This is a genomic window from Methanomethylovorans sp. PtaU1.Bin093 (genome assembly GCF_002067275.1).
Taxonomy (GTDB): Archaea; Halobacteriota; Methanosarcinia; order Methanosarcinales; family Methanosarcinaceae; genus Methanomethylovorans.
This window is the reverse complement of the sequence record NZ_MVQX01000074.1, coordinates 1-13213: the sequence shown is the minus strand read 5'-3', so window position 1 is coordinate 13213 and position 13213 is coordinate 1. Positions and strand designations below refer to the sequence as shown.

Below are 13213 nucleotides of genomic sequence, written 5' to 3'. Positions count from 1 at the left end.
GCCTTTGGCTTTCTCCATTGTAGCTTCCATTACCTCAGTAACAGCATTGATCACAGCCATCACCACATCGTCCTTGGTCATGTTGAACATGGACTGGGATATGTGATGCGCCACATCACCTACTCCGTAGGCAGGTACAGTGACTATGTTACCATAGAACACATCATCATCCATTGCGGCCTTTACCGTCTTTCTCATCCTGTCCTTATACTGTGCCATATATTTACGCACGTCAAAGGACGTATGACCGGCTTCGTCCATGAGCCTGGCCTGGGCATCCGTGGGCGTATCATAGACCATCTTCAGCATGTCTATTTCTTCTTTCATAGCTTCGGATAGCGTCTTGCCTTCCTCGATGGCCATCTGGAACTTGGCTCCCACTCCGTACGAAGTGTTCATTCCCCATGATTTGGACGAAAGGATGGCTCTTTTGTGGTCCTGCGGTATATCCATTTTCTGCAGGATCCTGTTGACAACATTACTTGTACTTCCGGGTACAAATGCAAAGTCTACCACACAAGTGGGTCCATAGAATCCCCCATACCTGCGCACTGACTCCTTTCCAATAAGGGCTTCAGATCTTCCTATCTCATCCACGAACTTTTCAACGGATCCTCTGAAAGCAGGGTCTTCCTCATACAGGATCTCCATTATGGGCGGTGTCTGGTAATGTTCCACAAAAGGATCATCTTCTGGCCTGACAGTGTCAGTGAGCCCGGTAAGCACGTTGAAATGCGTGTTAACCGAATCCATATGAAGGGCAAAGACCGACTTGGCTTGTTCGCCCATGGGTTTCATTTTATTCACAGCATCGACATAAGGTTGTGCATCCTTTACCTTGAATGTGGTGCCTCTCTTTGCATTAATAGTATCCACTACAGCTCTCTGTGCACTCATGGCTTCAGTTGCCATTTTATCATATAGTTCTTTCATTCATATACCCCCGTATTTTTGTGCAGCTGTTGCAACAGGAAGATAGCGGTTCCACTAAATGAACAAATCTTTAATGGGAACCAGATCGTCCATTTACAAAATGGACAAATCCATATGCACCCTCACTGAATTGCTAACACCCATTATAAAAATAGTGGGAAGTCGTATAAATAATGAACCCTACTCATAAAAATAGGTCGAATTTCAAATATCTAAGGAATATCCCAGGCTACCGACACCTATCTTTGCAGCGTGTTCCAGATGTATCATCGGATCAATACCCCATACATCCTTAATGGAGTGTATGCAGCCCTCTTCACCTATTTTTTTATTGATCAGATCGAGGCTGGCCTTGTCAATGGCAACAGGGTCCATTGAGGCAAGCATACCCACATTTCCTGCAAAAGCGGGAGCAGAGAAATTAAAACAATCACATCCGGGGGTCAGGTCAAATACCCAGTTGATATATCCTATCTTTCCGGGCAGGAGCTTGACAGGTCCTAAAGCAGCTTCCCCTAAACGGGCCTGTATTTCGGTGGTACAGTTCTCAGGTGGCATGATAGAGTCAAAATTGCATGACCCGATACATGATAACTCGCCCTTACACATGCTCTTATCGACAAATGCTTTGCCGTTTTCCAGGTATATGGCATCCCAGGGACATGTTCTTATACATTTTCCGCATCCTATGCAACTTTCTGTATCAATGTCCGGCTTACCAGGTGCGTGTACTTTTGCTTTGCCTTCCTTGTCTAGACATCCCATCCCCAGGTTCTTCACAGCACCACCGAAACCAGATGCAGGATGGCCTTTGCAATGTGAGATCATGATCATCGCATCAGCCTTTGCAATGGCAGAGGCTACTGTGATCTCGTCTATATATTCCCCTCCTATGGGTACCTTCACACTGTCATCCCCAAGCAGACCATCTGCAGAAATGAACGGTGCGTTCATACTACCGAACGTAAAGCCATTCACGGCTGCGGTCCAGAGCATGTCAGCGCCGTTGAAGCGTTTTCCACTGTACAGTACAGTGGTATCTGTAATGAATGGTATTCCTCCGGCTTCTTTTACAAGATCTGCGATAGTGCGGATCAATACCGGGCGCACATAAGTCGTATTACCGTACTCTCCGGGATGGACCTTGATGGCCACAAGATCATCTTTTTCCACCACAGTTACTTTCCGGAAAAGTTCCTTTATCTGGTCAATCTGGGTATTTGTCGGTCCTACCTCTCCAGCAGATCTAAAGAATACTTTGCTCATACTGTTTCCTCCTTCAGCTACCTAGCGAAAGATATTTTGTGGCATAGCAATATAAAAACATATGTTACTGATGCATGTAACTATCGTATCTGTAAAATTTTCTATCATAGGGTCTGATGGGGGAACTGGTCTATGGGCATGGACGAGAATAAAAGTGGCGGCAGAAGTTCTGAAAATTTACCTCAGTATGAGATATGGTATTCTGTGCGGGAAAAGATCTGGGACACAAGATCAGGTAAGTTCAGATGGACCGGTAAGTCTCAGGTATGGGACTGGGACAAATGTACCGTAGGGCTTGCCAGAAGCTGGAACGACAAGTTAAAACTGATCGTCAGGAGCAGTAATCTCAAGCATAGCGGGTACATGGACAAAGAGGTCAATCTTCGTTATATGATGGGCTTCGATGTAACTGATATCAAAGAACCTGTGAAAGACACCTATATTGCAAAGGATTATTCGAGTGATCCGCAAGATCGGATAGGTCCTAAAGAGAGGTGGGTCATAGAACTCAATGATGAACATTGGATATGGCAGTGGGCAGATTCAGAGAACAATGCTGAGGTTGCGGCGATACATGAGATCTATCAGAAGATAAGAAATGAACTTGAAGATCAACGCTTGAATGGGGACAATATATTCGATGCAAATATAGACGATCTGCCGGATGAGATATTTCCGGTGATATATCAGCCAGCGGTGGATTCTCTCCGGAATTTTGTAAGGGAAGTATACATCCATAAAAACGAAATAACTGATGAAGGACAGGAGGTAGAGGTCACACTTCTTTTTGAGAACGAGGAGTTGCGCAAAAATTCATTCGGAGGGTTCGTTAACAGGATATATGAAATATTCAGGCACTTACGTTATGGAAGAACTATGGATGTAGAAACCTTCAAGCTGCATATACCAAAAGATAACGCTAACATGGGGTTCACTTTTGAGAACATCTACAGCAACGATCATGGATTGGCAGAGGATTCTATTCACGGGGACCCTCCGCAAGCTCCCAGAAGAAATGTCAAGTACTATCTGGGAAACCAGAGTCATCCGGTTGTATTCATAAATACTTCTAACCATGCTATGGCCGAATTTGATTGTAATCATGAGATGTGGAAGTGGGAATACATACCTTGGCTTAGTGATTCACCTGTTAAGTTAGGGTCCAAGAGCAGGAAAACGATCGAAATGAGTTTTAAGCCCCTGTTGAAGTTCAGGAGACATTAGGTCAGCAAATCAGAAATAAGAATTTACCATACGGTAAATGAAAATTTCACAGCCCTGTTTATTTCATAAGTGATAATATTTTCACAGGAGTGCACCAGGACAGCATCATGCTGCGTCTTAGACCGGAATATCAGGAATGACTATTTGCTGAACATGATGAAGTTGCGTTTTTTGAACCCATGGGAAGGAGAATGAAGGAATATGTAGTGCTGCCATCATCAGTGTATGATGACAGTGAAGAGATGCTCAAATGGCTTAACATTTCATAAGAGTATGTTTCTTTACTTCCTCTTGAGGAAAAGAAAATACCTTAGGGGGACAGACTATCCATGATAATAAATGCTGTTGGTTTATTTTTATATGATCGGTCTATGGACATTAAAGAACTTGTTATGCCATTTGCTAATTCAATTATGTTCTGTATCAATATTGGTTTCTGTATCAGGGGAGAATATGGATTATTGCTCAGGTATGATATTGTTCGGCACAGTATATCAGTCCCGGAAATATAGCACCAAAGAAATCCATTTCCTTTTTTTTGAGTTCAGAGGTCAGATGTGTAATATAGGGAAGTTGTTGCTCAGAGAGGAATATAAGTGTTGTTTTGTTCTTTGGCACACTTAGTTATCCAATTTCATTGACTATCTCTTCTACGTTCGAAGTGGGAATATACATCTGTGCTTACTGAATCCAAGCACGTGGCTCAAAGCAAGATTAAATAAACTCATTTTCTCTCTATGTTTTTTGAGAATCTTAAGGGAGCTTACTCTATGCCTGAATTCATAATGTAGAATTATATATGCGTATATGTATATATGCATATAGTTTAAAAATGTGAATCATTTTGCATATTATTCTAAATCATCCTGAGGAATGCTTGGTAAGTAAATATATAGGATATATATTTTGAAAAAATAAATATAGAATATTTCGATAACATATATATGCTCGGCTTACTTACTACAAAGTGTACAAGACAAATGGAGAAAACAAATGAAAAAGAGAATTAATACTGAAGAATATGAGCATGGTGACACATACGGTTTCCATGAAATAACCAAAGGTAGAATTGAAAGTGCTTTCACCACTGAAGATCTGGACCTCTATCGTTTCATGATCGGTGGGATCATTGGTAAATGAAGTACACTTGGTAGCAATAAAAAGACAATAAGAGGGTCAACATGCAACAAATATGTAATTTTTGCTCTTCAAAGCTGAAGAAACAGCAATTAGGTTCGGATCTTTTCTCTTATTGCAGGAAATGTGGGAGGATCACGTCAATAAGGGAAGAGATGCCTTCCCATGTCCATGAGCATCCGGTGACAGCATGTGTGTGATAGAGGTAATAGGCTATTCAGATAGGAACAAGTTGATTTATTGTACAGATTGCATTATCTTCAAGATAGCGGGTAATTGTCAATATCTCAGATCATGCCAAAGAAGCCAGGGTCATTGCCATCCGGACAACTTAGTGGAGGTATAACATTAATGAAAAATAATGCAGAGATGATCGTAACCAGGACTGATTTGAGAAAAAAGGCGGATGTGACCGTGTCTGATGGGGCAGCTAAGGAAATGACCTGTGAATTGAGCAGGAAAAGAGAAAAATGGTTCAAGGCGGTAGAGTATTTTACATGTGTGGATGATATTAATTTCTGACTTAACTAGCAGATATCGTCCACATACCAGTCTACATATGCCACCAGCTCTTTCTTATCCCAGTCTTTTAATCTTGTAGGGCTGTCTTTCCTTGCACCTTCAAACAGGTCTTTCATCATGCTTTCATCAAGCACATGTACTTTGTATGCGCCTTTCTCAGACATTCTGAGATAGTATCCAGGACTCAGAGTATCGGATTTCTTCCACATTTTGATCTTTTCATAATCCCATAGAGACGTAGCCCATTGTGCAAGCTTTATTATATACTCCTCCGTTACATCCTCGACATCGCCGAGAATGACGCAGTGCTTACAGTCTTTTGTTAATTCAATACTGTTTTTGTGGCGAACTATCTCTGACATGATAAAAACCAAATAAGACAACAAAGAAGTACTATAATACAGTATCGAAACTGCTCATAATAATACGTACTTAGGAAAGAAAAAGGAAAATTAAGGGACAAAGTTCAGATGTACCCCTTCTTTGCAGTACAGTCCCAGCTCGATCTTCAGCTGCTGGATTATATCGCAGCAATACCGCTCCAGGATAGAAAACTTGTCCTTAAGGATCTTGCACAGCTCGGCCTTGGTGATGCCATTGTAGACATAGCCGGACAGCTGGAGCAGTACATCTCTTGTCAGATCCTGTAGAGTGCAGGCATCCATTACCTCGACATCTATGATCTCAGTGGGTGGAAAGGCGCCGGATTCCAGCACCTTCTCTCTGATCAGGATGTCCACACAGTTCGGAGATTTGCATATAGGGCAAGTGGTCCTGATGTACATATTATTACTATCCATATATCACTCGAGTGCAATTATTGCATATTGTGAAGCGCCTGTGAATTGTAACTGTAATCCGGTTTTGCCTGTAGGTACGAGGAATGGGATTTCTCCTCTTCGTGTACTACCTGGTGCAATGTTGCTACCATCAAAACTTTTCTTGAGTGCCAACTCTGCAATGAAATCACTTGGATATGAATATCCTTCGGTGTCGTACACATTGAAATTGACAGATGATGCAAAATATTGCATCTCGTTACCAATGTTTTCGATGGTTACGTCCACAATAATATACTCTTCTCCGGATGGAGCAGTAGCAGTTTCATACTGATTGTTTTTCTCATCGATGTAGTTGGCTGTCCGCACACCATTCACGGTCATAAGGATCGCCTCGTTGCCGAACGATTCTCCGATTTTAAACACCGTTGTTTTAGTTTTAGTGGAAGTTGATTCAACGGCCGTGGGCTGTTGCGTTTCTGTAGTTGGTGTTTCAACCTGACCAGAGGTTGATTGATCTGCATCCTCGGTAGAAGATGACATGCTTTCTACACACCCTCCAAACGCCACGGCAATCGCAAATACGATGAATATAGGCAGTACAATTTTGAGAGATTTATCCAATCATTTCACCATCCATAACATTACTATCCACGTTTAGGAAGAATCGAAAAGATATAAACTTTATGACTTTGTTTACAACCATAAATTTCGCCTCATTGATGTTCTACTATAGTGCCCGCGCGAGTTGCGGCAGCTTCCTCATCACTTGCGGCAAGTGACTTGCGCAGGATAGACCGGATAAGTGCCTCGCCTTCGGGGCTTTGAAGGAATTCAGAAATAAATATACGTACGCTGGTTAGGTACTCTTCTTTTTCTACCCGCATTTCTTCCCGCGCAAAGAACTCCGTTATTGCTTGTTGGACAATAGAGGACTTGTTCCCATATTCTTCTGAATTGGAATACGCTTCAAGTTTTTTAATCGTATTTGGGCTAAGTGAGAAGGCAGCCGTTTTAGATTTGCGCGAGCCACTGAACTCAATATCAGGCATAATACAGGATTGTTATAACTCATTATAAAACACACTATTACTATTGTTATAATCAGGCTATAATCGGGTTATAAGTATAAATAATAAAAATATAGTCTCATTTGATGCTCCGGAACTCATGCTTGACAATTATCATTTCAGTGTTTTCCAGTTTACAGAAACAGGTGACTATGACCAAAAATATGTCATAGCCTCCAGTCCTTCCGCACTCCAATGGGCAAAAAAGGTATTTGAATATTATCTGGATCAGTCTGTCAGGGTCACTGATCTCTAGGCAGAACTAATTGTTAACTACAGAGCCTTTTGTTGGTTACCAGGATTGCATTATATCTTGACCAAACTGTATATTTCATGCAGCTGATATTTTATTTTTCTGGGATATTGATCGTGTCATTTCTGTTTAGACCAAGGCAGGAAATTGGTGCGTAAAATTTTAATAAATTTTATATAGTTACATAAATAGTAAAACAGTATAGTAAACAAGTTAATCTGGTAACACTGCACTTATTTATTTTAGCAGAGTGGGATTAAGACATTTATTAACAGATGAGCTAAGTGGTAATACGGATCTGCTGATGGGGAGATATAGGAAATTCATAAGCAACTCCTTAGAACAGATAATTACTGAACATGGTTCATGTATCCAAAGGCTATATGTTATTTGTGTTACTGTCTGGAATTTTATAAATCAAACTATGTCAAAAAGTATATATTCTATAATGTATAACCTTTATAACGGGGTAGAATAGTAGTGGGATTGGGATTGTATCATTTCAGATCCTTACAATAGGATCGCAAGAGGATTTTAGTAAATATCTGGCTTTTTCGAAATGCTCTATGATATCCAACCTGCTAACTCAGTTTAAAAGGGGGATATGATATGGCAAAAGATGTATCTGCAGACCTAATGCAGGCTTTAACAGCTAAGCTTTATTCGACCATCACAGGCAACGATGGGAACATCCAGATGCCGAGGAACAAGTTCGTCACGTGGATGCTTCCGGGAATTCCTTTCACACCGGCAGATTTCTTATTCTGTTCCAAAGGACTCATCGGTGACAGTGCAGAAGCGACCCGGGATCTACAGCATCAGGCCTTTGTACTGTCAAAAATGTTCGATTACATTCCCGATGTAAATAATCAGTTTGTAGATACTACAATGCAGCAGACGATATTTACAACTACTCAGGATACGATCAGTTCGGTATACAGGGATGTGTTGAAATATAGCAGGGTATTGGACAATGAACTCAGTGATAAGGAAAAAGAGAAGATAAAAAAGTTCAGGGATCTGCTCTCTGTAACAAAAGAAGTGACAGATATTATTACAGATGAGAAGAAAACGGTCACTGAACCGGGTCCTATGACCTTGGCTTATATTGCTAAAATGAACGACTATATAGATGCTGCAGATGAGTACATGAACTTATTGATCGATGCCCAAAGCGCAAAAGGCAACGATCAGGAAGCAATACGCAGAGTTGCTGCCTGGACAAATAAATCGAAATTTATCCGCAGCAAAATGGAAGCTGCCTATATGGCATGGGTATCGCAGGGCTATAAGAATGAGTATGAGCAAATAAATGCCTATATCGATCAGGTCACTCAAAAGAGCATGGTGCTGTACAAACAGGATCTGCTTAACAAATTCAAGAACGGCTTGTTAACAAGTGCCATGGAAGGCACAGCCGGAGATTTCTACTATACGACATTAATACCCGGAAACTTCGCTACCAGTCCGGGCTGGACCAGATTCTCCTTCTATGAGGGTGATTATGAGACCCACTTTAACAAGAATACAAGCCAATGGAGTGCAGGAGGCGGCCTCAGCTTTGGTTTGTTCTCGATTGGCGGCCGGGCATCAGGTTCAAAAGTTGAAGTGAATACCAGTGCTAAGGCCACGGGATTTAGTGCATCGCTGGAATTCACGCAGATACCCATAGTCAGGCCATGGTTCGATCCGGGTTTCTTCTCCATGAGAGCATGGACCCTGGATAAAATATGGGACCTGAACTTCGATAAAAAGGTTTCAGACGGAGCGGAGAAACCCAGCGGCAGGCTGGTTGCTTATCCGATAACTGCATTGTTTGTCAGAAATGTCCGTTTCAGCCTAAGTGAATGGGACAGCCAGAGCCAGTATATCAATGAACGGATTAGCGGGGGCGGTGCTGTTGGATGGGGACCTTTCTTCATCGGCGGTTCCTATTCCCGTGGCAGTGAAACGAGGAACGGAAGTTATCATAACGAGGGCGGAAGCATTGTCATAGACGGCATGCAATTGGTTGGGTTTATAAATAACATCATCCCGAAGTCTCCGAATCCCAATCCTGAGATCAAACCTGAACAATTTGTCGGTGGTGAAGAGTGATCATCGATGCCGGAGAAACTATGCTTCTCCAATATTTTTTTTAGGATCATGGTGGAATATCTATGGAATCGAAAATATCACTGGCGCTTGCTACCAAGCTGAAAATGATCTTCGAGAAAGAAGATAAATTCCTGACATTTCCCTTAGGGCTTGGATTTCCTTACAGGTATTTGAATTTCATGAAAGATCCCTCTGTCAGTGGATTGACCCTGCAGGAGCACTTGGACAACAAAGGGGACTTTGCAAGGTTATTAAATATCATTCCTAATGACAGTGTAATGTTTTCCGCAGATGCATCCAGGTTGCTCTGGGACGAGCTGATAGATGTACTAAAAAATTCCATATTTGCTGTAAGTGGATTATCCGAAGCAGAAAATTTATCACTCGATCAGGCAATCGATTTCCTGACCGATATAAAGGTAGAGGCAGATGGTACTGAAATTCCGGTCAATTCCACTGCAGTGACAAAATATTATGAGTACAAAACAGTTTATGAAAACGCAATGAATACGTATCTGAACGAAAAAATAACTGTCGAGAACTCTACAGGACCGGAGGGTGACAACCTAAAACAGCAATGGGCTGCATATAGAGAAAAAGAACTTCTGGATATTAAAAACAGGGCAGAGGCAGATTGGAAGAATTTAGGATTTAAGTTAGAAGTAGAAAATAATCAATCAATTAAAAATACTCTGGAACTCAAAAAATATCTTGATATATACCGGCAGGTATATTTAAATGAAATTAATATTTCAGAAATACCTGATCTTCATGGTATAGGAATCGGTTTTTGTACAACGTTCTTTAGTCCCATTGACGCGTTCGATACCAATTTGCCCTGGACTAAGCTAACCTTGACAAAAGAGGAAATTGCAAGCCTTATTCAAAGTGTATCTGTTGAATTGAAAGGCCTATTTACTTCCATGCAGGCAAGTGATGATATTGAATCATGTTCTCTGGAGTACAACAATGTCGTTGTGATACGTCCCTGGTACAAGCCGGAATTTTTTGCATCCAGATACTGGAAGTTGTCAGAAGATATGGTAGTTTCCGATGGGAATGTGCCTCGCAAGGGAAAGATACCTGCCTATATAACAAGTATGATCGTCGTAAGGAACATTAAAATTACCAGGAAGAAAAAAGCAGGATCTGAACCACTTGTATTGCCGATCATCAGCATAACTCCGATACAGACACTTAAGATGAGCAGAACACCAGTGACTATAAAAAGTCGCCTAGCTTCTGAAGCAATACCTGCAAGGGCCGAAGTTGAGATCAGGCCAAAGGCAGTTTCGAGATTCTCTGTTGCCGAAGCGGCGCCCAGATCTTTCAGAACGATGGCAGCAACGACCTCGGTAAGAGGTAAACCTGTTTCTTTTTCATCTTTTAAGTCATCTCTTTTGATAAGCAGATTCAAGCAACCTGTGGCTCAACCTGTTGACTCACAGACTACACTTGATATCAAATTGAACGAGAAAAAGAGCTATGTTTCAGAAAAATATATTGGAATGACTATAAAAACACCATTCTCTCCGGCCCTTCCGACATCTGTCGAGCCTTCAGGGCCTTATGCCAATGATCTGATCACAGAGACTTATAATATGGATGGGGTTGCAGTACTGGCTTTCGTATGTAAAAGGGTACCCAAGTCACCGGATCCTGATAATACATTAACGTGGAATACTTAGGCGATGTTCGTTTGTTTATTTTTATGGTGATCAGGTTCTACTGATCGATCGGTAGTTATTGATTCACCATTATATAGGAATGTAAAAGGGGGTTAAGAAAATGGCATTAGTTAAGAAATATGGCAGAATGGGCTGGATCCCGGACCGCCCAAGCTTCCGGGATTATACGATCGAAAATAAGGAAATGCATAAGACAGAATCTAAAGAGATGCAGAAGTTCCTGTCTGCTATCAGTGTGAAAAAAAGAGCGAAAATTGATCTTCCGGAGACTGCGGATCTCAGAAAATGGTGTTCAGAGATCGAAGACCAGCAGAATCTGGGTTCATGCACAGCTAATGCGGCAACAGGGATCATGGAGTATTTCGAGAAGAGAGCTTATGGGAAATATCTTGATGCTTCGAGGCTTTTCATTTACAAGACCACAAGAACTCTTGGTGGCTGGATAGGGGACAGTGGAGCAGAACTGAGAACGACCATGGGAGCACTTGTACTCTTTGGTGCTCCTCCAGAGGAATACTGGCCTTATACTGATGCAGATCCTGAATTCGATCTGGACCCAAGTCCTTTCTGTTACTCATTTGCAGGGAACTATAAGGCTATCAAGTATTTCAGACACGATCCTGCACACACCTCACCGGAAGATATCCTTGCAAGCGTTAAGAAATCTCTTGTATTGGGTATCCCTTCGATGTTTGGTTTTACGGTCTTTGACTCTATAAGACAGGCAAATGATTCAGGTAAGATCCCCTTCCCCTCTGCAAATGAAAAGGTCCTCGGAGGACATGCTATCGTTGCGGTGGGATATGATGACGATATAGTGATAGAGAACACGATATCCGATGAGGTTTCTACAGGTGCTCTTCTTATCCGGAATTCGTGGGGTGAAGAGTGGGGAGATGAGGGATATGGCTGGCTTCCATACAAGTATGTACTGGAAGAGGAAGCAATGGACTTCTGGTCGATGATCAAACAGGACTGGGTGGAAACAGGTAGGTTCGTATAAGGAATCTGGATAAGTCCTTTCTGACCCTGTAAGAAAAATAGATCATAGGGTCCGCAAAATGCGGACGCCTTATTTTACTTTACTTTTTTACTTCGCTTTCGGAGGCCAGTTCTTTTCCATCCAGCCCGGAAGACGACCGGAATCAGCGGGGCCGATCATTACCCTTGCACCGGTTTCATCTTCCACGTCACCCTGCAGACGGGCTGCAAGTCCCGGGAGGATTATGGTGTTATGGGTTGTATCGTTCTTAAGATCGAAACCTGAATCCTCTATGCCTTTCTTGATCTTGGCTGCCGTGAGCTGGCCGCCCGCCACTGCAGCTTCCACCCCGATACCATCGGTATCTATGGCCCAGAGGAAACAATCGATCTTGCTGGAAGCAAGGTCACTTTCCACTGTGTAGTAGGTGAGGGCAAAGTTTGTCGTGACCAGCACAGGTGAATCCTTGTCCGGAGTACCTACCTTGTACATGGCGGGCTGCACGCTCACAGGCTTTCTGGGGTCTGTATAGATCGTATCCCTGATGTGCAGCTGCGGAAGCAGGGCATAGGGCTCGATGCTGTGCATTATCATCACATCACCATACTTTATAGTGAATATGGATGCGATAACGGTTTCCCAGTATGAGGCGCTGACAGCATCGTCCTGCACCATCCAGGCAGTGAGCGGGACTGCCATTATAGGGTAGGCGATATCCCTGTCGCCTTCAACACCAGCTCTTCTGATCTTCAGGAAATTGGTAAAGGTCTTCTTCAGGTCCTTGCCTGCGGGGAATGTACCGGGGTCAAGCACTAGCTTCTCTGTCCCCATCTTTGCAAAGGTCACTGCAAGGGATTTGAGCGTGTCCAGGTCATCGGGTGAGAATAATGTGACTGGTACGTCGTACTCAAGCGCAAGATCTGCAACCTGCTGCCAGTTATCCTTGTTTGCGGCATATAGCAATGGATTTTTGTCCTTTGCCACTTCGAGGCCGGCTTTCAATACTTCAGGATCGAAGGAACACAGGATAAGGGGCAGATCAGTGGTCCCAATGACCTTTTTCACGGCATCGGCAAACTTCTTCGGGTCTTTGGAGACGCACCTGACAGCTACCATGTCAAGTGTGAGGAAGTTGCCTACGTAGAACTTCTTGAAGTCCTGGATCTTCTTTACTCTCTCCACAAGTTCATTTTCAGGCATGGTGTCCCATACATCATAGGCAAATGCCGTTGGATTGAAGAATGTGAGCCTGTGGCGGTATA

The 13213-nt window shown here is 42.6% G+C and carries 16 protein-coding genes; 8 read left to right on the top strand and 8 right to left on the bottom strand.

Features of this window, described 5'->3' with window-relative positions; translation table 11 throughout:
* Together A4E24_RS08605 and A4E24_RS08600 are read right to left on the bottom strand one after the other, a co-directional pair.
* A partial coding sequence (locus A4E24_RS08605; RefSeq protein ID WP_292352875.1) for a DUF2193 family protein occupies positions 1-933 on the bottom strand: 933 nt, incomplete at its 3' end.
* 204 nt (positions 934-1137) lie between these two features.
* Positions 1138-2199 carry a DUF362 domain-containing protein gene (locus A4E24_RS08600; protein ID WP_292352874.1) on the bottom strand — a complete coding sequence of 354 codons (1062 nt, stop codon included), beginning with the start codon at positions 2197-2199 and terminating at the stop codon, positions 1138-1140.
* Positions 2200-2337: 138 nt separating this feature from the next.
* Here A4E24_RS08600 and A4E24_RS08595 point away from each other — a divergent pair, with 138 nt between their 5' ends.
* Positions 2338-3423, top strand: a complete 1086-nt coding sequence (locus A4E24_RS08595) for a hypothetical protein (RefSeq protein WP_292352873.1) — start codon at positions 2338-2340, stop codon at positions 3421-3423.
* Between the two features lie 465 nt (positions 3424-3888).
* Here the strand turns inward: A4E24_RS08595 and A4E24_RS08590 are convergent, their stop codons facing one another.
* The gene (locus A4E24_RS08590) at positions 3889-4041 is read right to left on the bottom strand and encodes a hypothetical protein (protein ID WP_292352872.1); all 153 of its coding nucleotides are present in this window, start codon (positions 4039-4041) and stop codon (positions 3889-3891) included.
* 375 nt (positions 4042-4416) lie between these two features.
* Between A4E24_RS08590 and A4E24_RS08585 the strand changes: the two genes are divergently transcribed.
* From A4E24_RS08585 to A4E24_RS08575, 3 genes are all read left to right on the top strand, one after another.
* Positions 4417-4563, top strand: coding sequence for a hypothetical protein (locus A4E24_RS08585; RefSeq protein WP_292352871.1), 147 nt, complete (start codon positions 4417-4419; stop codon positions 4561-4563).
* Positions 4564-4604: 41 nt separating this feature from the next.
* Entirely contained in the window at positions 4605-4760 is a 156-nt protein-coding gene (locus tag A4E24_RS08580) for a hypothetical protein (RefSeq protein WP_292352870.1), read from the top strand.
* Between the two features lie 151 nt (positions 4761-4911).
* Positions 4912-5082: a hypothetical protein gene (locus tag A4E24_RS08575; RefSeq protein ID WP_292352869.1), complete on the top strand. Its 171-nt coding sequence runs from the start codon at positions 4912-4914 to the stop codon at positions 5080-5082.
* A 5-nt stretch (positions 5083-5087) separates the two neighbouring features.
* On the opposite strand, the gene A4E24_RS08570 is transcribed toward A4E24_RS08575, so the two are convergent.
* From A4E24_RS08570 to A4E24_RS08555, 4 genes are all read right to left on the bottom strand, one after another.
* Positions 5088-5444, bottom strand: a complete 357-nt coding sequence (locus tag A4E24_RS08570) for a hypothetical protein (RefSeq protein WP_292352868.1) — start codon at positions 5442-5444, stop codon at positions 5088-5090.
* 90 nt (positions 5445-5534) lie between these two features.
* On the bottom strand, positions 5535-5882 hold the full coding sequence (locus A4E24_RS08565) for a hypothetical protein (RefSeq protein ID WP_292352867.1): 348 nt from the start codon (positions 5880-5882) through the stop codon (positions 5535-5537).
* 3 nt (positions 5883-5885) lie between these two features.
* Positions 5886-6404 (bottom strand): DUF4352 domain-containing protein, encoded by a 519-nt coding sequence (locus tag A4E24_RS08560; protein WP_292352866.1) that lies wholly within the window; start codon positions 6402-6404, stop codon positions 5886-5888.
* 173 nt (positions 6405-6577) lie between these two features.
* Positions 6578-6913 (bottom strand): hypothetical protein, encoded by a 336-nt coding sequence (locus A4E24_RS08555; protein WP_292352865.1) that lies wholly within the window; start codon positions 6911-6913, stop codon positions 6578-6580.
* Positions 6914-7031: 118 nt separating this feature from the next.
* On the opposite strand from A4E24_RS08555, the gene A4E24_RS08550 reads away from it, so the two are divergent.
* From A4E24_RS08550 to A4E24_RS08535, 4 genes are all read left to right on the top strand, one after another.
* Positions 7032-7187 carry a transcriptional regulator FilR1 domain-containing protein gene (locus A4E24_RS08550; RefSeq protein WP_292352864.1) on the top strand — a complete coding sequence of 52 codons (156 nt, stop codon included), beginning with the start codon at positions 7032-7034 and terminating at the stop codon, positions 7185-7187.
* Between the two features lie 606 nt (positions 7188-7793).
* Positions 7794-9281: a hypothetical protein gene (locus A4E24_RS08545; RefSeq protein ID WP_292352863.1), complete on the top strand. Its 1488-nt coding sequence runs from the start codon at positions 7794-7796 to the stop codon at positions 9279-9281.
* A gap of 221 nt (positions 9282-9502) precedes the next feature.
* The gene (locus A4E24_RS08540) at positions 9503-10969 is read left to right on the top strand and encodes a hypothetical protein (protein ID WP_292352862.1); all 1467 of its coding nucleotides are present in this window, start codon (positions 9503-9505) and stop codon (positions 10967-10969) included.
* A 100-nt stretch (positions 10970-11069) separates the two neighbouring features.
* A complete protein-coding gene (locus tag A4E24_RS08535) occupies positions 11070-11972 on the top strand; it encodes a C1 family peptidase (protein WP_292352861.1) in 903 nt (300 codons plus the stop codon).
* A gap of 87 nt (positions 11973-12059) precedes the next feature.
* Here A4E24_RS08535 and acsC read toward each other — a convergent pair.
* The coding region (gene acsC, locus A4E24_RS08530) for an acetyl-CoA decarbonylase/synthase complex subunit gamma (protein ID WP_292352860.1) at positions 12060-13213 on the bottom strand (1154 nt) is incomplete at its 5' end.

What these genes read in the sequence shown, in the direction of transcription:
- A4E24_RS08600 (WP_292352874.1), bottom strand. Translation starts at nt 2,199, where the DNA reads ATGAGCAAAGTATTCTTTAGATCTGCTGGAGAGGTAGGACCGACAAAT.
- A4E24_RS08595 (WP_292352873.1), top strand. Translation starts at nt 2,338, where the DNA reads ATGGACGAGAATAAAAGTGGCGGCAGAAGTTCTGAAAATTTACCTCAG.
- A4E24_RS08585 (WP_292352871.1), top strand. Translation starts at nt 4,417, where the DNA reads ATGAAAAAGAGAATTAATACTGAAGAATATGAGCATGGTGACACATAC.
- A4E24_RS08580 (WP_292352870.1), top strand. Translation starts at nt 4,605, where the DNA reads ATGCAACAAATATGTAATTTTTGCTCTTCAAAGCTGAAGAAACAGCAA.
- A4E24_RS08575 (WP_292352869.1), top strand. Translation starts at nt 4,912, where the DNA reads ATGAAAAATAATGCAGAGATGATCGTAACCAGGACTGATTTGAGAAAA.
- A4E24_RS08570 (WP_292352868.1), bottom strand. Translation starts at nt 5,444, where the DNA reads ATGTCAGAGATAGTTCGCCACAAAAACAGTATTGAATTAACAAAAGAC.
- A4E24_RS08565 (WP_292352867.1), bottom strand. Translation starts at nt 5,882, where the DNA reads ATGGATAGTAATAATATGTACATCAGGACCACTTGCCCTATATGCAAA.
- A4E24_RS08560 (WP_292352866.1), bottom strand. Translation starts at nt 6,404, where the DNA reads ATGTCATCTTCTACCGAGGATGCAGATCAATCAACCTCTGGTCAGGTT.
- A4E24_RS08555 (WP_292352865.1), bottom strand. Translation starts at nt 6,913, where the DNA reads ATGCCTGATATTGAGTTCAGTGGCTCGCGCAAATCTAAAACGGCTGCC.
- A4E24_RS08550 (WP_292352864.1), top strand. Translation starts at nt 7,032, where the DNA reads ATGCTTGACAATTATCATTTCAGTGTTTTCCAGTTTACAGAAACAGGT.
- A4E24_RS08545 (WP_292352863.1), top strand. Translation starts at nt 7,794, where the DNA reads ATGGCAAAAGATGTATCTGCAGACCTAATGCAGGCTTTAACAGCTAAG.
- A4E24_RS08535 (WP_292352861.1), top strand. Translation starts at nt 11,070, where the DNA reads ATGGCATTAGTTAAGAAATATGGCAGAATGGGCTGGATCCCGGACCGC.